24 protein-coding genes are annotated in these 19,475 nt (G+C 34.8%); 17 read left to right on the top strand and 7 right to left on the bottom strand.

Going from position 1 to position 19,475, the window contains the following annotated elements:
* Positions 1 to 13: 13 nt before the first annotated feature.
* From flhF to AC3WTI_RS09550, 7 genes are all read left to right on the top strand, one after another.
* Entirely contained in the window at positions 14 to 1,324 is a 1,311-nt protein-coding gene (gene flhF, locus AC3WTI_RS09580) for a flagellar biosynthesis GTPase FlhF (protein WP_097841960.1), read from the top strand.
* A 42-nt stretch (positions 1,325 to 1,366) separates the two neighbouring features.
* Positions 1,367 to 2,140, top strand: coding sequence for a flagellar basal-body rod protein FlgG (locus tag AC3WTI_RS09575; protein WP_097841961.1), 774 nt, complete (start codon positions 1,367 to 1,369; stop codon positions 2,138 to 2,140).
* 152 nt (positions 2,141 to 2,292) lie between these two features.
* Entirely contained in the window at positions 2,293 to 3,588 is a 1,296-nt protein-coding gene (locus tag AC3WTI_RS09570) for an NtaA/DmoA family FMN-dependent monooxygenase (protein WP_097841962.1), read from the top strand.
* A 176-nt stretch (positions 3,589 to 3,764) separates the two neighbouring features.
* Complete coding sequence (locus AC3WTI_RS09565) at positions 3,765 to 4,601, top strand: TrmB family transcriptional regulator (protein ID WP_097841963.1); 837 nt, start codon at positions 3,765 to 3,767, stop codon at positions 4,599 to 4,601.
* A complete protein-coding gene (locus tag AC3WTI_RS09560) occupies positions 4,594 to 5,319 on the top strand; it encodes an AzlC family ABC transporter permease (RefSeq protein WP_097841964.1) in 726 nt (241 codons plus the stop codon). The genes AC3WTI_RS09565 and AC3WTI_RS09560 overlap by 8 nt, the downstream gene beginning before the upstream one ends.
* Complete coding sequence (locus AC3WTI_RS09555) at positions 5,310 to 5,621, top strand: AzlD domain-containing protein (RefSeq protein ID WP_000425935.1); 312 nt, start codon at positions 5,310 to 5,312, stop codon at positions 5,619 to 5,621. Before AC3WTI_RS09560 ends, AC3WTI_RS09555 begins: the two co-directional genes overlap by 10 nt.
* A 62-nt stretch (positions 5,622 to 5,683) precedes the next feature.
* Positions 5,684 to 5,854: a DUF3951 domain-containing protein gene (locus AC3WTI_RS09550; RefSeq protein ID WP_000602229.1), complete on the top strand. Its 171-nt coding sequence runs from the start codon at positions 5,684 to 5,686 to the stop codon at positions 5,852 to 5,854.
* Between the two features lie 24 nt (positions 5,855 to 5,878).
* Here the strand turns inward: AC3WTI_RS09550 and AC3WTI_RS09545 are convergent, their stop codons facing one another.
* From AC3WTI_RS09545 to AC3WTI_RS09525, 5 genes are all read right to left on the bottom strand, one after another.
* Positions 5,879 to 6,238: a hypothetical protein gene (locus tag AC3WTI_RS09545; RefSeq protein WP_097841965.1), complete on the bottom strand. Its 360-nt coding sequence runs from the start codon at positions 6,236 to 6,238 to the stop codon at positions 5,879 to 5,881.
* Positions 6,239 to 6,844: a dienelactone hydrolase family protein gene (locus tag AC3WTI_RS09540; protein WP_097841966.1), complete on the bottom strand. Its 606-nt coding sequence runs from the start codon at positions 6,842 to 6,844 to the stop codon at positions 6,239 to 6,241. It abuts the gene before it with no gap.
* A 2-nt stretch (positions 6,845 to 6,846) separates the two neighbouring features.
* On the bottom strand, positions 6,847 to 7,182 hold the full coding sequence (locus AC3WTI_RS09535) for an antibiotic biosynthesis monooxygenase family protein (protein WP_048527180.1): 336 nt from the start codon (positions 7,180 to 7,182) through the stop codon (positions 6,847 to 6,849).
* A gap of 184 nt (positions 7,183 to 7,366) precedes the next feature.
* Complete coding sequence (locus AC3WTI_RS09530) at positions 7,367 to 7,546, bottom strand: H-type small acid-soluble spore protein (protein ID WP_001025740.1); 180 nt, start codon at positions 7,544 to 7,546, stop codon at positions 7,367 to 7,369.
* A 66-nt stretch (positions 7,547 to 7,612) separates the two neighbouring features.
* Positions 7,613 to 8,827: a helix-turn-helix domain-containing protein gene (locus AC3WTI_RS09525; protein ID WP_097841967.1), complete on the bottom strand. Its 1,215-nt coding sequence runs from the start codon at positions 8,825 to 8,827 to the stop codon at positions 7,613 to 7,615.
* A 117-nt stretch (positions 8,828 to 8,944) separates the two neighbouring features.
* Between AC3WTI_RS09525 and AC3WTI_RS09520 the strand changes: the two genes are divergently transcribed.
* Both AC3WTI_RS09520 and AC3WTI_RS09515 read left to right on the top strand, forming a co-directional pair.
* Positions 8,945 to 10,213 carry an MFS transporter gene (locus AC3WTI_RS09520; protein ID WP_087958234.1) on the top strand — a complete coding sequence of 423 codons (1,269 nt, stop codon included), beginning with the start codon at positions 8,945 to 8,947 and terminating at the stop codon, positions 10,211 to 10,213.
* 97 nt (positions 10,214 to 10,310) lie between these two features.
* Positions 10,311 to 10,835 carry a DUF4398 domain-containing protein gene (locus tag AC3WTI_RS09515; RefSeq protein ID WP_087958235.1) on the top strand — a complete coding sequence of 175 codons (525 nt, stop codon included), beginning with the start codon at positions 10,311 to 10,313 and terminating at the stop codon, positions 10,833 to 10,835.
* Between the two features lie 40 nt (positions 10,836 to 10,875).
* Here AC3WTI_RS09515 and AC3WTI_RS09510 read toward each other — a convergent pair whose 3' ends face one another.
* The gene (locus AC3WTI_RS09510; RefSeq protein WP_097841968.1) at positions 10,876 to 11,769 is read right to left on the bottom strand and encodes a LysR family transcriptional regulator; all 894 of its coding nucleotides are present in this window, start codon (positions 11,767 to 11,769) and stop codon (positions 10,876 to 10,878) included.
* A gap of 162 nt (positions 11,770 to 11,931) precedes the next feature.
* Between AC3WTI_RS09510 and AC3WTI_RS09505 the strand changes: the two genes are divergently transcribed.
* The 5 genes from AC3WTI_RS09505 to AC3WTI_RS09485 are packed head-to-tail and all read left to right on the top strand — an operon-like array spanning position 11,932 to position 17,723.
* Positions 11,932 to 12,924 (top strand): ABC transporter ATP-binding protein, encoded by a 993-nt coding sequence (locus AC3WTI_RS09505; protein ID WP_087958237.1) that lies wholly within the window; start codon positions 11,932 to 11,934, stop codon positions 12,922 to 12,924.
* Entirely contained in the window at positions 12,902 to 13,927 is a 1,026-nt protein-coding gene (locus AC3WTI_RS09500) for an ABC transporter substrate-binding protein (RefSeq protein WP_087958238.1), read from the top strand. Before AC3WTI_RS09505 ends, AC3WTI_RS09500 begins: the two co-directional genes overlap by 23 nt.
* A 12-nt stretch (positions 13,928 to 13,939) precedes the next feature.
* Positions 13,940 to 15,610, top strand: coding sequence for an ABC transporter permease (locus AC3WTI_RS09495; RefSeq protein ID WP_492304358.1), 1,671 nt, complete (start codon positions 13,940 to 13,942; stop codon positions 15,608 to 15,610).
* On the top strand, positions 15,607 to 16,869 hold the full coding sequence (locus AC3WTI_RS09490) for an MBL fold metallo-hydrolase (protein ID WP_142286641.1): 1,263 nt from the start codon (positions 15,607 to 15,609) through the stop codon (positions 16,867 to 16,869). Before AC3WTI_RS09495 ends, AC3WTI_RS09490 begins: the two co-directional genes overlap by 4 nt.
* 20 nt (positions 16,870 to 16,889) lie before the next feature.
* Positions 16,890 to 17,723, top strand: coding sequence for a hypothetical protein (locus AC3WTI_RS09485; protein WP_087958240.1), 834 nt, complete (start codon positions 16,890 to 16,892; stop codon positions 17,721 to 17,723).
* Positions 17,724 to 17,777: 54 nt separating this feature from the next.
* On the opposite strand, the gene AC3WTI_RS09480 is transcribed toward AC3WTI_RS09485, so the two are convergent.
* Positions 17,778 to 18,200, bottom strand: coding sequence for a YfmQ family protein (locus AC3WTI_RS09480; RefSeq protein ID WP_087958241.1), 423 nt, complete (start codon positions 18,198 to 18,200; stop codon positions 17,778 to 17,780).
* A gap of 41 nt (positions 18,201 to 18,241) precedes the next feature.
* Here AC3WTI_RS09480 and AC3WTI_RS09475 point away from each other — a divergent pair, with 41 nt between their 5' ends.
* The 3 genes from AC3WTI_RS09475 to AC3WTI_RS09465 all read left to right on the top strand — a co-directional run bounded on the left by AC3WTI_RS09475 (position 18,242) and on the right by AC3WTI_RS09465 (position 19,382).
* Entirely contained in the window at positions 18,242 to 18,358 is a 117-nt protein-coding gene (locus AC3WTI_RS09475) for a multidrug transporter MatE (protein ID WP_087958242.1), read from the top strand.
* Between the two features lie 65 nt (positions 18,359 to 18,423).
* Positions 18,424 to 18,585: a peptidase gene (locus AC3WTI_RS09470; protein WP_087958243.1), complete on the top strand. Its 162-nt coding sequence runs from the start codon at positions 18,424 to 18,426 to the stop codon at positions 18,583 to 18,585.
* A 161-nt stretch (positions 18,586 to 18,746) separates the two neighbouring features.
* Positions 18,747 to 19,382: a cupin domain-containing protein gene (locus AC3WTI_RS09465; protein ID WP_087958244.1), complete on the top strand. Its 636-nt coding sequence runs from the start codon at positions 18,747 to 18,749 to the stop codon at positions 19,380 to 19,382.
* Positions 19,383 to 19,475: the final 93 nt, after the last annotated feature.

The following is a 19,475-nucleotide window of genomic DNA, read 5'->3' as shown; positions in this document are numbered from 1 at the left end:
AGGGGGTGAAGTAATGGAAAGTACAGAAAAGAAAGAAGCGTTAATGCGTATAAAAGCAGCTTCGAAAAATGAATTGTATCGAAAGTTATTTGACCAATATGGTACAGATTATTATTACGTTGTCGATGAAAGTGTAAAACGAAATATCCCGTTTTTTTGGAAAAAGAATTATGAAATGTTAGTTGCTTTTCCAGAGGATAAACAGGAAGAAGTGAACGAAGGCGCAGCCCAATTTCATGAACAATTAATGGATGTTGTGAATGACCCTTCAGAACAAATTATGAAGGCGAATGGAATTCAAACGGTACTGCACAATTTAGAAAACGTGACGACCCCTATGTCATATTCGGCGATGCAAACAGGAAATAGTGAAGAATGGGAAAGAAAGAAAGAGAAACTATTAAAGTTGTTTGAAAAAGGAATCGTCGTTGTGAAACAGACGGAAGAAACGAAAGTAACGAAAAAGCAAAAACCTGTGAAGAAAGTCGTTCCTGTCAAGAAAGAAGAAGTAGTTGTAAAAAAAGAAAAGCAAGAATCTGTACCATTTATTATTCAAAAAGTAATTCGCATGCTAGAGCAAAACGATGTAGAACAATACTTCATTCATGCATATGCTGAAAAGTTAAAAGTGAAGTTTGAGAATGCAACGATGATTACAGAAGAAGAAGTGATCGAATATATATTGGAAGATATGAGATCTCATTTCAACACGGAAAACGTATTTGAAAAAGAAGTACAAACAATTGCATTAATCGGTCCAACTGGTGTTGGAAAAACGACGACACTTGCGAAAATGGCATGGCAGTTTCACGGTAAGAAAAAAACGGTTGGTTTTATTACGACAGATCATTCACGCATTGGAACCGTACAGCAACTGCAAGATTACGTAAAGACAATTGGATTTGAAGTAATCGCTGTCCGTGATGAGGCTGCCATGACAAGAGCACTTACGTATTTTAAAGAAGAAGCTCGCGTCGATTATATTTTAATTGATACAGCCGGAAAAAATTATCGTGCGTCAGAAACAGTAGAAGAAATGATTGAAACAATGGGACAAGTAGAGCCAGATTACATTTGTTTAACGTTATCAGCTTCGATGAAAAGTAAAGATATGATTGAAATCATTACGAATTTTAAAGATATTCATATTGATGGTATCGTATTTACGAAATTTGATGAAACAGCAAGTAGTGGTGAATTATTGAAAATTCCAGCAGTATCATCAGCTCCAATTGTATTAATGACAGATGGGCAAGACGTGAAGCAACATATACATATCGCTACAGCTGAACATTTAGCGAAACAAATGTTGCAAACATCATAGAAGAGAGGTGAAGGATAAGGCAACTGCCTTATTCAAGCGAGTATGAACGGTCTTTATATAGGTTCTATGGGTATGATGAATTACATGCAGCGTATTAATGTTCATTCGAATAACGTTGCAAATGCTCAAACAACAGGATTTAAAGCAGAAAATATGACTTCTAAAGTATTTGATGTACAAGACACATATCGCCGTGGTGATGGAGCTGTGACAAATATCGGTTCGACTGATTACGCTGTAGTACCGGCCGCAACGCATGTGAACTTAGTACAAGGAAATATACAAATAACAAATAGTGATACAGATTTCTTTTTAGATGATGGAACTGCTGGCACAGCTTCGTTTTTCGTTACATCTAAAAATAATGAAACGTTTTTAACGAGAGACGGTAGTTTTACATTAAATAGTGATCGTTATTTGCAAACATCATCTGGTGCTTTTGTTATGGGAGAGAATAATGAACGTATTCGTATTCCTGAAGGAGCAAAGGTCGCTGTACAAGCAGACGGTACGTTATATGATGCGGTAACACAAAATAATATTGCTCGCCTGCAAACAAAAACAGTAGGTGCAGAAGCGAATAATCGTCTCGTACAAAGAGAGAACAAAAGCTTTACACTAGCAGAAGGGAACATTGCTGATTTACCGAATGGAACAGGCTTAGTAAAAAACCATATGCTAGAAAATTCAAATGTAGATATGACGAAAGAGATGGCTGATCTTATGACAGACCAAAAAATGATTTCAGCATCACAACGTGTTATGACTTCATTTGATAAAATTTATGAAAAAGAAGCGAATGAAATATTGAGATAGGAGACTCCCATTAGTGGGAGTCTTTTTTTATTATTGCTTTTATTACAGTCACACCATAAAATGATATTGATAATCATTATCATTTTATCTAATTTTATAATGACAGCAACATTTGTTTAACTAGGTAAATTAAAAACAAGGGGATGGTGTGTATGTCTACAAAAAAACAACTTTGCATTGGATTATGTTTAATTTCGAGAAAGAAAGAAGATAGTATATTTAATTCGGGAATTAATGAGCAAGTAGAGTTGGCACTACAGGCAGAAAAGGCTAAGTTAGATTTTGTTTTTAAAGCGGATTATTTAGTGGCGCACCCAGATTTAATTGCTCGCAATAAAGGAAATGTCATTTTAGATCCGACATTACTATTTACAGCTATTGCTTATGTAACAGAAAAAATTGGAGTGGTTACGACTGCCTCGACTTCGTTTTATCCACCATATATATTAGCGAGGCAATTACAATCTTTACACTGGATTAGTAACGGCCGAGTAGGGTGGAATATTGTTACATCCATTGACGGTGCTGAAAACTTTGGTGAGGAAGGGATGCCATCATCCGAGCAGCGATACGCGAAAGCGGCAGAATGTACAGCGTTAGTAAGAAAACTTTGGAGAAGTCACCCTAATGAAGTATTGAAAGTAGATAACCCTGATGTGATTAGAGAGATGGTAAAGCCTATTGAGCATAATGGCGAATACTTTAAGGTGAAAGGTCCAATTAATATTCCGCAGCATATTTCAGGGGAAATGCCATTATTCCAAGCTGGTGCTTCAGAGTCAGGGCGGAATTTTGCTGCATCTGTTGCGGATGCCATTTTTGCTGCAACGCCAGATGTAGAGTCAGGAATGGAACTGCGTCAAGATTTAAGAAGAAGAGCAGAACAGCATGGCCGAAAGCAAGATGATATACGCGTATTACCTGGATTATATTTCTTTATTGGTGATACATATGAAGAAGCGTTAGAAATGCATAGACAAGCACATCAACATCTCACAAAAGAGAAGAGATATGCGTTACTTGAAATGGTTCTTGGACTAGATGCGAGAGAGATGCCGCTAGAAAGTAAGATTACGGAAGAAATGTTGCCAAGTCGGGATCAAACTGTTCGCAGTGAAACACACGCTGAATTATTACGGAACTTCATTATCAAAAATGAACCAACACTGGAACAAATACTGGAACGACCAGAAGTTGTTGGATCGGCTCATTGGGTTGCGGTTGGTACAGCGCAAGACGTTGCGAAACAAATTATGGATAGGTTTGAGACGGGAGCGTTAGATGGATTTATTGCTATTCCAGGAGGACCTCCAAAGTCACTAGATCTATTCTTTAGTAAAGTCATTCCTTTATTCGTGAAGGCCGGTATATTTAGGGAAGAGTATACAGGTTCTACTTTACGAGAACATTTGGAGGAGAATTTATCAAATACGTTGCAGCTAAAATAGGTGAGATAGTATGTAGAAAAGCCTTTCGTAAGAAGGCTTTTTATTTTTGATTTGAATTTCAGAATTATCAATTGACTTTGTGGTTCTGCTTTTTTATATTAGTAGGTATACTAATAACTACTAACATATATGTGTTGTTTGAAAATGAGAGTTATATAGAATGAGAGGGATTACCGATGGATGAAATTATAAAGGAATTACAAAAGTTAGGTTTTTCCCAGTATGAATGTAAAGCATATATTGGGCTACTAAAACATTCCCCAGTAACAGGATATGAAGTGAGTAAGCAAACAGGGGTACCTCGTTCGATGATTTATGAAGTGCTCGGTAAATTGATGGATAAAGGAGCGGTGCATATCGTTCCTACTGAACCAGTAAAATATGTACCAGTACCAGCTACGGAGTTAATGAATCGAATGCGAAAAGATTTTGAAAAGTCCTTTGAATTTTTAGACGAGAAATTAAATGGTTTAGAACAAGAGCGACAAATAGATGTAATTTCGCATATTCGCTCAAATGATCGTGTTGTAAAAGAAATATGCAATATAATTAATAGGGCGAAGGAAGAGTTATGGATTTCTGTTTGGGAAGATCAAGTACATAAAATTGAACCATATATTCATCAGAAAGAAAAAGAAGGTGTACATATATTTTCAATCTTATTTGGTGCTCCCAATACAAAAATAGGCGCGACGTTTCACCATAATTATATGACACCCCACGTTGTAGAAAAGAGAATGGGTGGTCATTTAACCGTTATTGCTCGTGATGGGGAAGAAGTATTAATTGCGAACTTCTCAAATGATAACACTTCATGGGCCGTTACAACATATGATCCAGCGCTAGTTCTCGTAGCTACAGAGTATGTACGGCACGATATTATGGTGGAAGAAATCACGAAGGAATTTGGAGCGGATAAGCTAGATACGCTATGGCGTGAAAATATAGATTTAGTTCATGTCGTAACAGGAAAACGAACGATGGAAGGAATGGAGGATGATATGGATGAGTAAAGCTCAGGCACAAGTAGCTTTGCAGAGTGATGATACATTTCAGCAAGGAGTAAAAGATTGTTTACCGACTGTATTTGGTTATTTAAGCATCGGTATAGCAGCTGGTGTTATTGCAAAAACAGCAGGTTTCTCCATCATTGAAATTGCGTTTATGTCCACTTTAATTTATGCAGGTTCTGCCCAATTTATATTAGCTGGTATGTATGCAGCTGGTGCGCCTGCTTCAGCAATTATTTTCACCGTCTTTTTTGTTAATTTACGCCACCTTTTAATGAGTGCTGCGCTCGCGCCGTACTTTACGAAACTTCCTCTACTAAAAAACGTAATAATCGGTTCTCAAATTACAGATGAAACGTTCGGCGTTGCAGTGCAGCACGCAGCGCAAAAAGGATATTTAGGTGAAAGATGGATGATCGGTTTAAATGTCACAGCATATTTAAATTGGATTCTTGCTACTATTATTGGCGGGTTGTTTGGTGAGTGGATACCAGATCCACATACGTACGGTATGGATTATGCATTACCGGCAATGTTTATTGGGTTATTTGTACTTCAGCTCATAAGTAGTAAACCGAAACTAGCAATTCATCTTACTGTTGCAATTGTAGCAATTATGATTGCATACGTTTCACACTTATTTATGCCAGATAGTATAGCGGTTATTATCGCTACATTTCTAGCTGCGACGATTGGAGTTGTGATTGAAAAATGGAAATGAGATTGGACGTAATATTACTTTTACTAGCAGCAGGAGCTGTCACACTCGTACCACGAATTTTACCTCTACTCGTATTTAGCAAACTTCAAATTCCAGACTGGGGTTTAAAATGGTTAAATTACATACCAATTGCAATATTAGCAGCACTTTTAGCACAAGTATTATTTATGCATGAAACGATGCAGTGGGATTATCTTATCGCAGCAATCCCAACATTTCTTGTAGCGATATATACTCGTAGTTTATTAGGTACAGTATTAACGGGAGTGATTGTGATTATTTTGTTACGTTTCTTTTTCTAAAAAGGATTACGCTCATTTAATAGCGAAAAGTGTAATAACATGAAAGATATAGGGGTGGTGTTATGATACTTTTAACGATAGGAGCAATTTTGTTAACGTTGTTTATTTTCTTTATTATCGGCTTCATTACGTTTATGATGTTTGTTGATAAGGCGACACCTCAAATATATTATACACCTTGTGAATCAGTGACAGTGAAAGCTAAAGGTAAAGATAGAAGGAAGAAAAGTTGAATGGTGGCTTTTCTTCCTTTTGTTTTACATCCTCGAAAGAACTAACAACAATAAACCAAATAGAAAACTAATAAGGGAAAGAAAACCGATACATATTGAGAACACACGATTGTTTCTCCATTCGCGCCAGAAAACGATACATCCTAAAATACAAAGAACAAACCAAATGGGCAGGAATATGAACTCGCTAACTTTCTCGGGGAGTAACGAATAAAAAGATGTTACATATAAGATCCAATTTGTAAAAAATAAAATGTAAACGATAATAGATTGTAAGTAGGGACGTTTGGAAAACTTCCCTTTTTTAACCGTTATAAAAATGATAGTTAGCGCAAATATAAAGGCAATGAATATGAAAATAAGTAAGAGTAATGTAAGTGTCATTTAGCTCTCCTTTATAAAAGTGTTTTTTACAAGAAATGCATCTATTAGAGAGTATGCTTGCTTTGTAGAGTGCTCGTTATATTTTTTAGTGTACGGATTTAGAAATCCATGTTCACCGCGTAGTTGTTTAATTTCTAATAAAGGAGTTTTTTGTTGCTGCAACGACTGAATGAAAGAAGATACTGAAAAACTAGCTTCTTTTTCAGGGAAAATAAGTAAAGTAGCACATGTTGGTTTTAGATGAATATAGTCACGTATACGGGAACCGTAACATCCGATAATAAAATCTATTTTCGGATTGTTACTACATAGCCATGAGATAGTAGCGCCAACACTAAAGCCAATAAGTCCAATATGTGTATAATTATTAGAAAGATGAATAATGAATTCTTCAATTTTCTTTTTGCCATCATCAAATCCAATGTGATTCATAAAAAAATGATATGCTTTTTCTTCATCGCTATAATGAAATGCATGGTGCGATTGTAGAAGATTAGGACAGAATACATCTATATGAGATGAAGTGAGGTGGTGGATAACGTGATGCATATGGTCATTCACACCATATATTTCATGAACAACAACGAGAGCTAATTTTTTCTTCATCGTTACAATGTACCTCTATGAAACTTAAATTCTTTCTCGACAAGGCATATACGCAGATGGAAGTTTTCATACCATTGCTCACGGCCTCTTTTTTTCGCTTCTTTATGTAAGGCGTTCTGTTTCCAATTTTCAATTGCTTCAAGTGATTCCCAATAAGAAATTGTGATTCCGAGCCCTGAATGATCTCGCGCACTTTCTACACCTAGAAATCCAGGTTGCTGTTTTGCGAGTTCCTCCATTTTATCGGCAACTGTACTATAATCTGCTGTATCATTAGATAAATTGGAAGTGAATATAACTGCATAATAAGAATTGTTTTTTTCTAAATTAGATGCCATTATTTTTCCTCCTTAATATAGTGTGAATAATTAATCCATAGTTTGTATTTTAGCAGGTCACAAAAAGAAAAGAAGTAGAAAATTCTTATTTTTTCAGCTCCTGTAAAATAGAAGATAGAAGAAATTTATAATAAGTAATCTAAAAAAAGAAAAATGCCACTTCAAAAAAATGAAGTGGCATTTCTTATATTTCCTCTAAGCTATTAACTGGAACTGTTAATTCGCGTCCTGGGTTTTTTACTTCATATATGCGGGCGGTTTCATTGCTTTCGTCGACGTGTTGAATCATAACAGGCATGCCTTGAAAACTAACATTCGCTTGCTCCGCTGACACAGAAAGCTCTTTTGCACGTTGAATATTCATTTATATTCCTCCCATCATTATTATCTTTGCTAAAAAAGAGGAATAATATACCATTTAGAGACATTCTTAAAGTTTTTGTATTATTTGTAATGTTTCTTTAATAAATGAAGAGAAAATAGAGTCTGCATACGATTGTATCATTTCATTTGCTTTTGTTGCTTCTTCAAGAGCTCTTTTTTTATCATTCAGTTTGACGTAACAAAGTGCACGATATGCACCTGCTGTTGTAAGCCACGATTGATCCAATGGGTGGTTCATATAATCCGGTATAATACCACGTTCCAATGCTTCTAAAGCTTCTTCGTAACGTTTTAACCCGTATAAAGCTTTTCCTTTTTCAAGATAATACAATCCGTCCTCTTGAAAAATTGGCTGATCTTTTAGTTTTTCTCGATATTGTTCTAGATGTTTTAATGCGATTGTATATTCATTAGTAATCGTGTTGTAGTAGTAGGCTTTTAAAATATTAGTCATCGCAATGGATAGAGTATCTTCTGTAAAAATGGCAAATTGCTCAGATTTTTTTATGTAATATAAATAACGCTCTTTATCAACTGTAATCACTTTTTGGTAAGATAAAATCCGGTAAAATACATCTGTTTTATAATACACTTGATGTTTTTTTGAAAATGCGAGTGTCTCTAATATCGTTTCTTCACATTTTTCATAATCGCCACATGCTAGTAATATGATGGCTTCATATAAACATAAATCAATATGTATAATAAGATCCATTTCTAAATGTTTCTCTTCATAATCATTTCTAATATTAGATATAAGTTGTAAACATTCTGCATACTTTTTACGTGTGAATATCGCAAAAGATAATTTTAATTTTGTTTCCGTACTGTCTCGGTATAACTTATATTTTTCAAAAATAGAAACAGCTTTTTCTACGTAAGATTCAATGTTGTAATCTTTCATAATCACCGCAGCAGTTACGAATTGTTTGTATATACGAGCCGTATTTAAAGTAGAAGGGGGCTCTTTTTGAACGATAGGTAGTAAAGTCTTGTACACTTCATCACATTTGTTTTCCTTTATGAGTTGCTCCATTTTTGTAATGAGTTCTACAATTTCTCCATCATCATCTTCTAATAAAAAACTCGCTTCACATTCAAGTTTTTCAGCGATATATTGTAATGTTTTCATGGAAGGTGTAGCTTTTCCATTTTCAATTTGACTAAGCATACTTTTTGTAAGTTTCGAACCTGCCAGATCTGTTTGTGTAAGTTTTTTTTCTTTACGTAACGCTTTAATTTTTTCACCGAGAGTTGCCATATTATTGCTCCTTTATAATTGGAAAGTTAAATTATATTTAACTTTTTGTTGTGAAATTTAGAAAGTGGATTATATAATAAGTTTAACACAATTTAACTTTTAAGGGGGAGAGTCATTATGGGAGATGTAGGTATAGGACAACATGATACAAGAATGAAGCTTGCAACGAGAAATATCATTTTAATGATGATTGGAAAGATGACGTCTTTATTAGGGGCAGGAATTTATACGTTCGCAATGGGGTTATACGTATTAAAGACAACAGGTTCAGGGATAGGGTTTGCAACTACGCTAGTTTGCGGATCACTTCCAAGGATGATCTGTGGACCAATTGCGGGTGCTGTAGCTGACCGTGTGAATCGAAAATGGCTTGTCATTGGCACTGATTTATTAAGTAGTTTAACGATGCTTATTATGTTTATTCTTGCTACTATGTTTGGACCATCACTTCTTTTTATTTATGTTTCAGCAGCATTATTATCAATTTGTGCAAGTTTTTATTCTGTCGCATTAACTTCGTCTATTCCGAGTTTAGTAAATGAGGAACGTATTCAAAAAGCGAGTGCTTTAAATCAAACAGCTGCTTCTTTATCAAATATATTAGGGCCGATTATTGGCGGAGTTGTATTTGGATTCTTTTCCATTCAATCGTTCTTTTTATTAAATAGTATTACGTTCTTTTTAGCGGTTGTTTTGCAATTATTTATCGTATTTGATTTATACAAAAAAGAAGTGGCTGAGAGTAAAGAGCATTTCTTGACGAGTATAAAAGAAGGGTTTTCATATGTAAAACGACAACATGAAATATATGGTTTAATGAAAATAGCACTGTGGGTAAACTTTTTTGCGTGTGGGCTAACCGTTGCACTTCCGTATATTATCGTCCATACATTGCATTTATCTTCAAGGCAACTCGGTACTGTAGAGGGAATGTTAGCGGTCGGGATGTTAATGGGTGCGATTACTTTATCAGTGCGTAAAGAAGTGAATAATCCGTTTCGTTCTATTTATACGGGACTGTTTTTGTTTGCTGGTTTAAGTTTATGTACAGTATTCCCATTGTTAGTTACCATTCCAAAAGTGGCAAGTTTTATTTACTATATTGCTTTTATGATGTTAACGGGTATAGCAATTATGATTGTAAATATTCCGATGCAAGTACATATGCAAAAAACGACAGATCCGAGCTACTTAGGGCGTGTGTTTGGCCTACTTGAAACAATTGCTACTGCAATCGCACCACTCGGTATGATTGTATATGGATTATTATTAGACATGTTGCCAACTAGCATTGTTGTGATGACAATAGGCGGAGGTTTATTGTTAGTTGTTTTAGTAGGGGTAAAGCAACATATGGCGAAAAAACAAGTAGATGTGTCGATTTGAAAATAATAAAAATGACCAAATTAGTATTTTAGTTTTTGAAACTCTTTTTCATGTGTGTTACAGTATAGTGAGCAGACAAAGAAAAGGAGAAAACATCATGAAAAAATTAAGTTTTGTTATGCTTTTTCTGTTAGTCGTAATGGCTGGATGTAGTAATTATGGCACGTATATTGATACAGGTATGCAATCATTGAAAGATGAAAAATATAGTGATGCAACGATGTGGTTTGAAAAAGCGGAAAAAGAAAAGTCAGGAAATGAAGCGAAATCATATAAAGAAATGGCCGAGAAAATGGATCGTGGAGCTACAGCATTAAAAGATGGTAAGTATTTAGAAGCAAAAGACATTGCAAATGAAGTGTTGCAAATGAAAAAAGACGATGCGCTTGAAAAAGCTGTAACATCAAATGCAGAGGATATGCTTCAAAAAGCAAAAGATGTAGAAGAGAAAGTGAATGAAAGAGTAGCAAAGCGGAGAAAAGTAGAAGAACAAGGAATCGATAAACTTATTAAAGCTGTCGATAGTATAGATGATGTGAAAGAAAAAGAGAAAAAAGTTTCAGAAGCATTAGATAAGGCTGAAGAGGCACAAGCAAAAATTGAAGCGAAGAAAAATAAATAGAGTAATAGTTTAAAAGGCTGTCGTGCATAACGACAGCCTTTTAATTTTTGGCTGCATAAGAAGTGATGCTATGTAGTAAAAAAGAAATAATTTTAGAATTCCATCTGTCCTCATGATGAATCGTATAAATGTTACGTTGAAATTCAAATCCAGGGATGGGTATATAACATAGTTCATTTTGGTGTACTTCTTGTTCGATAGCGAGTTTGGAAATAAAAGCAACACCATTACCATATTTTAAAATTTGTTTCATCGTTTCTAATGAATCTAATTCAATTTCAGATTGGAACGTAATGTTATGTTCTAACATCCATTTTGTAAGCAAATCTCTCGTTGTAGATGGATTACGATGCAATAATATACGTTCCTTTTCAATATCTTGTAATGAAACATTTTCTTTTTTGGAAAAATGATGTTCTTTTGAGAAAGCAAGAACAAGTGTATCAGGCATTATTTTTGTCTCTTTTAAAAGTGATTCATCAAACGGTGCTGCAGAAATTACCCCGAGATCAATTTCATGATTTTGTAGCATTGTTCGAATTTCAGGAGCTGTTTTTACCATAAGTGTTATTTTTATATTTGGAAATTCGCATTGAAATTGGTGAATCATTTCTGGTAAAAGATAAGTCGCTGGTACGTAACTAGCTCCAATTGTTATAGCGCCTTTATGGAAATCTTTAAACTCTTGGGTGACCCGTCTAGCTTCTTTCATAAGTGCATCTATTTTACAAGCATAATGATGAAGTGCCTCACCAGCTTCTGTTAAGAAATATCTTCCAGAACGTAATTCAAATAAAGGTACACCGAGTTCCTCTTCTAGGCTTTTTATATGGAATGTAATAGTAGGTTGTTTCACACCAAGTTTTTCTGCAACAATCGTAAGTTTTTTATATTTCTTAATAAGCACTACAATTTCTAATTTTAAGAGATTCATTATGAGTTGCCGCCTTTTTTATTTTAACTATAGAAAAAATCTATAGAAATAAATAGTTTATTAGAAGTTTTTTAATTTAATCTTTACAGTACATTAACATTCAGTATAAATCTTCCATATAGAATGAAAGCAAGTTAAGAGTGAGGGGAGAGAGGTGATACGATGGATATTAAAATTCATGGATTAGAAAAGACGTTTGGAAAAACGCAGGCGTTAAAACCGTTACAAATTGTTATGAAACAAGGTGAATTTACTACACTTTTAGGACCTTCTGGATGCGGGAAAACAACTTTACTTAGAATGATTGCAGGGCTTGAAGAGCCAGATAAAGGTGAAATATATTTTGGGGATAAGTGCATGTATTCTTCTACTAAAAGAATTAAAACATCTCCTCATGAACGTAATATCGGCATGGTATTTCAAGATTTTGCTCTATGGCCGCATATGACAGTGTTTGAAAATGTTGCATTTGGTTTAAGAGCTACAAAGCAAACGAATCAATTAAGGGAAAAAGTCGAAGATGCAATAAAGAGAGTTCGCCTGCAAGGGATGGAGAAAAGATATCCGCATGAACTTTCAGGTGGACAGCAGCAACGTGTCGCATTTGCTAGAGCGATTGTAACGAGACCGCATTTTATTTTGTTTGATGAACCGCTGAGTGCACTCGATGCAATTTTGCGAGAAGAAATGCGATTAGAGCTTATGGATATCGTTCATTCGATTGGTTTAACGGCATTGTATGTCACGCACGATCAAACAGAAGCGATGTCAATGTCAGACCAGATTATTGTCATGAAACAAGGAGAAGTATTACAAAAAGGAACACCAGAAGATATTTATGTGAAGCCATCTCATGAATTTGTTGCAAAATTTGTTGGTAAAGCAAATTGGCTTGTAGAGGGGAAACAAATGGTTCGTCCAGAGCATGTAAGCTGGACGAAAAATGAAGTGTGCGAAATGTTTACGGGTGAAATTCGGCACGTTACATATGTAGGAGAACGGTATGAAATGAAAGTAAACATGGGTGCACTTGGAATATGGACAGCTTATCACAATAGTAAATTAAGCATCGGTAAACCAGTATCGTTATATGTGCCAAAAAAATGTATTCATCATATAGGGGGAGAATCGTATGAAGAAGTTCAGTTCGCTTAAGTCTTTATTTGTATGTACTTTATTATTTTCGGCTGTAGTAACAGGGTGTAGTTCAAAGACAGGCAATGCAGATGCAAAAAGCAAAACGACGAATGAAAAGAAAATTGTTGTATATAGCGCAGGACCAAAAGGATTAGCAGAAAAAATTCAAAAGGACTTTGAAAAGAAAACAGGTATAAAAGTAGAAATGTTTCAAGGAACAACAGGTAAGATTTTAGCGAGAATGGAAGCTGAAAAGAAAAATCCAGTCGTGGATGTAGTCGTACTTGCATCGTTACCAGCGATGGAAGGATTAAAAAAGGATGGACAAACGTTAGCTTATAAAGAAGCGAAACAAGCTGATAAGCTTCGTTCTGAATGGTCGGACGATAAAGGACATTATTTTGGATATAGTGCGTCAGCGTTAGGAATTGTGTATAACACAAAAAATGTGAAGACAGAGCCTGAAGATTGGGGTGATATAACGAAAGGGGAATGGAAAGGAAAAGTGAATCTTCCAGATCCAGCACTTTCAGGTTCAGCTTTAGACTTTGTAACAGGATATGTGAAAAAGAATGGAAAAGATGGTTGGAATTTATTTGAACAGCTTAAGAAAAATGAAGTTACAGTAGCAGGGGCAAATCAAGAAGCGTTAGATCCAGTAGTAACAGGTGCGAAAGACATGGTCATTGCTGGTGTTGATTATATGACGTACAGTGCAAAAGCAAAGGGTGAACCGGTTGATATTGCTTATCCAAAAAGCGGAACAGTTATTAGCCCACGTGCAGCAGGGATTATGAAGGATAGTAAAAATGTAGAAGGTGCAAAAGAGTTTATTGATTATTTATTATCAGATGATGTGCAAAAACAAGTTTCTAAAGCGTACTTATTACCGGGTAGAACAGATATAAAAGCAGAAAATAGACCGAATGTAGAAGAGATTCCAGTATTAAATATTGATTGGAAAACAGTTGAGAAAGAACAAGATGAAATCGGAAAACAATTTAAGAAAGTATTTCAATAAGATGGTGATTACATGGTAAATCGATTCATATCAGTAAGACAAGTTGGAATGACGTTAGCGTTATTACTTGTGGCGATGTTAATCGTCATTCCGCTTTTCCTCATTTTATTTTCTAGTGTATATGAAAATAGTAGTTGGAATTTTTTAAAGCCTTTTGAAGTGATGCAGAGTGGTGGATTAGCTGGAATTTTTCTAAACTCGATGCTTTTAGGTGTACTCGTAGTAATAGGAGCAACCATATTTGCATTTCCATTAGCGTTCATTATGAGCAAAACAGATGTTGGAAAGTATAGTAAGTTGGATATTGTTTTTATGATTCCATTTATGACGCCGCCGTATATTGGATCGATGGGCTGGATTTTGTTCATGCAACCGAACGGCTATTTCGAACAGTTTTTCCCGATGCTAAAGACAATATCATCTTCGTTTTTTAGTTTAGGTGGTATGGTTTTAATAATGAGTCTTCATTTATTCCCATTCCTCTACTTCATGTTAAAGAACACTTTACTTCAAATAGGGAGTAGTAAAGAAGAAGCTGCAGCAGTCCATGGTGGGAGATTTTTCTATCGTTTAAGAAAAATAATATTGCCGCTATTAGTATCAAGTTATGTAATGGGTGCTTTACTTATTTTCGTAAAGACGATTGCTGAATTTGGAACACCAGCTACATTCGGACGAAGAATAGGATTTCATGTGTTAACATCAGAGATTCATAAATTTATTTCGAGTTGGCCGATTGATTTTAGTAGTGCAACCGCATTATCTTCATTATTACTTAGTGCGTGTATGCTCATTTGGTATATGCAAAACGTATTGAACCGAATGTACTCCTATGCAATGGTTAGTGGAAAAGGTGTGAAATCTAAAAGATATACATTATCTATCTTTACGCGCATTGTAGCATGGGTTTATGTAATTGGTTTATTAATTGTATCAATTGGAATCCCGTATTTTTCTATACTTATTGCTTCATTATCAAAATTAAGAGGCGGCGGCTTACATGTAAATAACTTTACAACAAGTCATTATGAAGCATTGTTTACAATTGGATCCCCAGGATTAGAAGCTTTATGGAACAGTTTTCTCTTTTCAATTATAACGGCGGTTATGGCCGCTATAATTGGAGTCTTTTTGGCGCTTATGATTCGAAAGGGGAAAAAGTCCTTTGAAAAATGGCTTGATATGTGCGGTATGTTACCGAATATGGTACCAGGAATCGTGATGGTTGTAGGGCTTATTTTGTTTTGGAATTCACCCTATATGCCCCTGTCAATTTACAATACACCAATCATGGTTATCGTAACGTACGTTGTTCTTTTTTTACCTTATACGGTGCAGTATGTAAAAGCGTCGTTCGGACAAATTGATGATTCTCTCGTGCAGGCAGGAAGTATGTTTTCTGGAAATTATATTTATATTTTTAGGGAAATCATATTACCTCTTATTATTCCAGGTATTCTCGCTGGTTGGGCGATGACATTTACAATCTCGATTAGAGAGTTAGTAGCATCGCTTCTTGTACTACCTCCATCAGTAGAAACGTCAGCAACATTTATTTTTGCTCAATTTGAACAAGGAGAAGTATCTATTGGAATGGCGATGGCTGTCGTTTCAGTTGGACTTACAACAATATGTTTATTACTTCTGCAACATATAGAGCAAAAACGAAAAGGGGTAGCATGATGAGGATAGAAGTATGGGGAGGAGCGGGGGAATATGGTCGTTCCTGCTACTTCGTAAAAAATAAAGAAACAAAAATATTGTTTGATTGTGGTATTAATCGATCATATGAGGATAGTTATCCAAAAATAGATAGGGAAGTTGTACCGTTTTTAGATGCAGTATTTTTATCACATATTCATGAAGATCATACAATGGGTTTACCATTATTAGCGAAGTATGGATATAAGAAAAAAATTTGGACGACTCGTTATACGAAGGAGCAACTTCCCGCTTATTATGAAAAATGGAGAAACTACAATTTAGCGCAAGGATGGCATTTACCTTATAACGACCAAAATGTTAAAGATTTAAATTATGTATGTATTGATGAGATTAGTAATCCGAATGAATGGATACAGATTACTCCTACATTGCGATTTCAATGGGGGTATAGTGGGCATGTATTAGGAGCTGTTTGGTTTTTAGTGGATATGAGTCATACATATGTGTTTTACTCTGGAGATTATTCAGCAGAGTCTAACATACTACGAGCTAATTTACCTGAGAATTTGCGCGGTGATATAAAAGTCGCAATTGTTGATGCCGCTTATCATACTGATGATGTTTCGCAATATGAACGAGTAAACGAACTATGTACAGAAATTGAGCGAGTTGCACAAAAGAAAGGAATAGCATTACTACCATTGCCACCGCTTGGTAGAGCGCAAGATATCGTATTGTATTTGTATGAAAAATATAAAGAACTTCCCATTATAGTAGATCAAGAAATTTTGGATGGATTCCAAGAGATGTTCCTATATAAAGATTGGATCAAGAATAATGAAGAACTTGAAGGGTTTATGGAGAGTTTAAAAAGAAACATAATCGTTATGGATCATGATAGCTGTACGCAAAATAGTTATGGAATAGTTGTAATGAGTGATGCGAATATGCAAACGAAACGAGCACAGTTATATTATGAACAACTCCGGCATGAAGAACGAAATTCCATTATATTTACTGGACATATTACGAAAGGGAGTTTTGCAGAAAAAGTTTTGAAAGAACATGTAGATAAAGAATGTAAGGTGAAGAGAGTCCCATATAAAGTTCACCAAAGTATAAGAGACGTGAAAGAGATGTTAAATACATTATTACCAGAACATACGGTGTTAGTACACGCTTTGAAAGAGGATACGGATCGATTACAGAGAAAGCTGAGTATGGCAGGGTATGAAAATGTATATTCACTTACTATGGAACGTATAGAAGTCATTTAAAATATAAAGGGGATGGGTATATGAAAAAGGTATTTGTATTCGTAAGCATTTTCTTTTGTTGTTTCCTGTATAACGTTAAGGAAGGGTTTGCTGCCAGTCCAATGACACCTAGTTTTGAAGTGAAGTTATTATTAAAACCAGAACAAGTATTAGGATATAACAAAGAGATAAACCAAGAGGTACTAGAATATTTCCAGGCTGGTACAAATTATGAAAGAATACAAGTGCAATTTTTAGATACGACAAATAAAAATTTAAGTAATGAAGGTTGGTTTGCGAGAATTCGAAAGAAAGAATTTAGTAAAGATTTTGAGCTAACATATAAAAAAAGGTATCCTATTCAAAATGGTGTAATTCAAGATGCACTAGAAGTGGCTAAAAATGATGGATTTGATAGTAAAACCGATAACTATGAGGCGGAAATAGATTGGGGATTTGAGAAGAAAACGTTAAGTATTTCAAATAAGAAAAGCTACAGTGCGAAAGGATATGGAGTACTTGATTTACCAAACGAAAAAGCTGCTCAAAACATGTTAGTAGAAAAGTTACCGGGGAAAATGAACAAATGGTTGTATACGAATTGGGGGGAAGAGATGTTAAGGGATTCCCGTATTTACGGTCCTGTATTAATGAAAAGGTATGCAGGGGAGTTTGAAAATAGTAAAACGAATATTGAAGTTTGGCCACTAAGTAATACAGGGAAAATAGAAGATGATTTCGTAATAGAAGTGTCTTTTAAAACAAATGAGGAAAGTATTGCAAAAGAACAAAGAGAATTATTAATGAAGAGTTTAGACCAAAAAGGATGGTTGTTACCGAAAGATAGTTTGAAAACAGAGCTTATTTTTCAGTGAATAGTGAAAAAGGAATCCATACATATATGGATTCCTTTTTCTAATATATGAGTATTAAGCTAAATCAGCTGACACGAACATATCATTATTTTGAAGGTTTTTAGAGCGTAAGCTATAAGCAACTACCTTCTTTTTATATTGCTTTACAACATCAACATGCTCTTCATGACTATAAATGTAAAAGATAAAATCTTTTTTGCCACGTTTTGCATTGATAATTAAAGGCGTGCCCTCATTGTGTGGTGGTGCATAATAGCGATCTAAAAATAAACCTTCGTTAAAATCATGAATAATTTTAGATTTTTGTTCTCCTTCTAAGTTATTTCCATTGATTGTAACTGTCGAATTCTCTTCTTCCAGTTGTGGATGTGTTTCGTACTTGCTAATAATGGATTCAATAACAGTGTTAGGAAGGCTCGAAACGATAATTTTAAATGCCCCAAATACAACTAACATAACAATAAACCAAGTCGTCATAGTATATCATCCCCTTTTTCCTATTAAATAATATAACTCATATGGTAATAGTACATATGGTGAAGTTTTGTATAATTTGTGAAAAATATGCTGTTTTTACGAAAGAAATATTAGAAAAATCAATTTTGTTACAAAAAGTTGAAATCGAAGTATTTTAAAAGAAAAAGGTTTATAATAAAAATATAACTAATAACAACATTACTAATTATAAGGAAGTGTAACTATGAGTACTGTAGCAATCGTGTATGGTATTATCCTTTCTACAATTATCGTTTTATTTATTGTCGGGGTTTCACGATATATTCATAAATGGAAAGAATGCGTTGCGAAATTAAATCACATTGAAGAAGAACTTAGTGATTTAATGTTACATCATGGTAAATAAAAGATTATTTTTTAACTAAACAATGTGAAGAATATCACAAAACATGCTCTCATCATGAAGGCATGTTTTTTTGTTGTGTGAATGATTAGGCACATTCATACATTTTTTCCATACGATACAGTGTGAAACTAGAAATGTTCGGAGTGGAAAAGAGGGATAAAATGAGTAGTTCAGGTTATGTTCCAGATAATAAAAATTTAAAGAAAAGTTCAGGAACTCCAAATCTTTTCTTTGATTCGAGAAAAAACATCTTTTTTAAAAGGGATGAGAAAAACGTTGCATATGAAGTTACGTCAACGCAGTTACCAGCGATGATAGGAGGAGCGTTTGTTGATTTGTTTATGACGAAAGGGCATATGCGGGAACCGCATTGGCATCCGAATGCATGGGAATTAGATGTTGTAGTATCAGGAGAAGCAGTTACATCCATTTTAAACCCGGAAACGAATCAATTGCAAAATTATCATGTAAAGGCGGGGCAAACTGTCTTTATTCCAATGGGATGGTGGCATTGGATCACGGCGGTAACAGAAGAAGTACAATTACATTTGTTCTTCAATAACGATCAGTTTGAAACAGCAGAAGGATCAGACATACTTAGATTAACACCGCCAGAAGTATTTCAAGCGGCATACGGTGTAAATGCGGAAAAATTAGGAAAGGACCTTTCGCCAATTAAAGAGTCAGTTGTAATTGGTCCTCCTAACTCCAATCGACTAACAGATAGTAAACAAAGTGACGATTCAAATATAATCGTTACGTTAAATGGACAAATAACGTCATGTGAAATAGAGTAACTCTTTCTTTTTTAGGAAGAGTTACTCTGTTTTGTATAATTTTGTAATAGGGTTCGTTATAATGATGATATAGATGGGAATATATTAGAGGTG

The sequence above is a fragment of the Bacillus sp. EB106-02-03-XG38 genome (genome assembly GCF_058792175.1).
The sequence above is the reverse complement of the archived record's forward strand: the minus strand, read 5'-3'. Positions and strand labels throughout refer to the sequence as shown.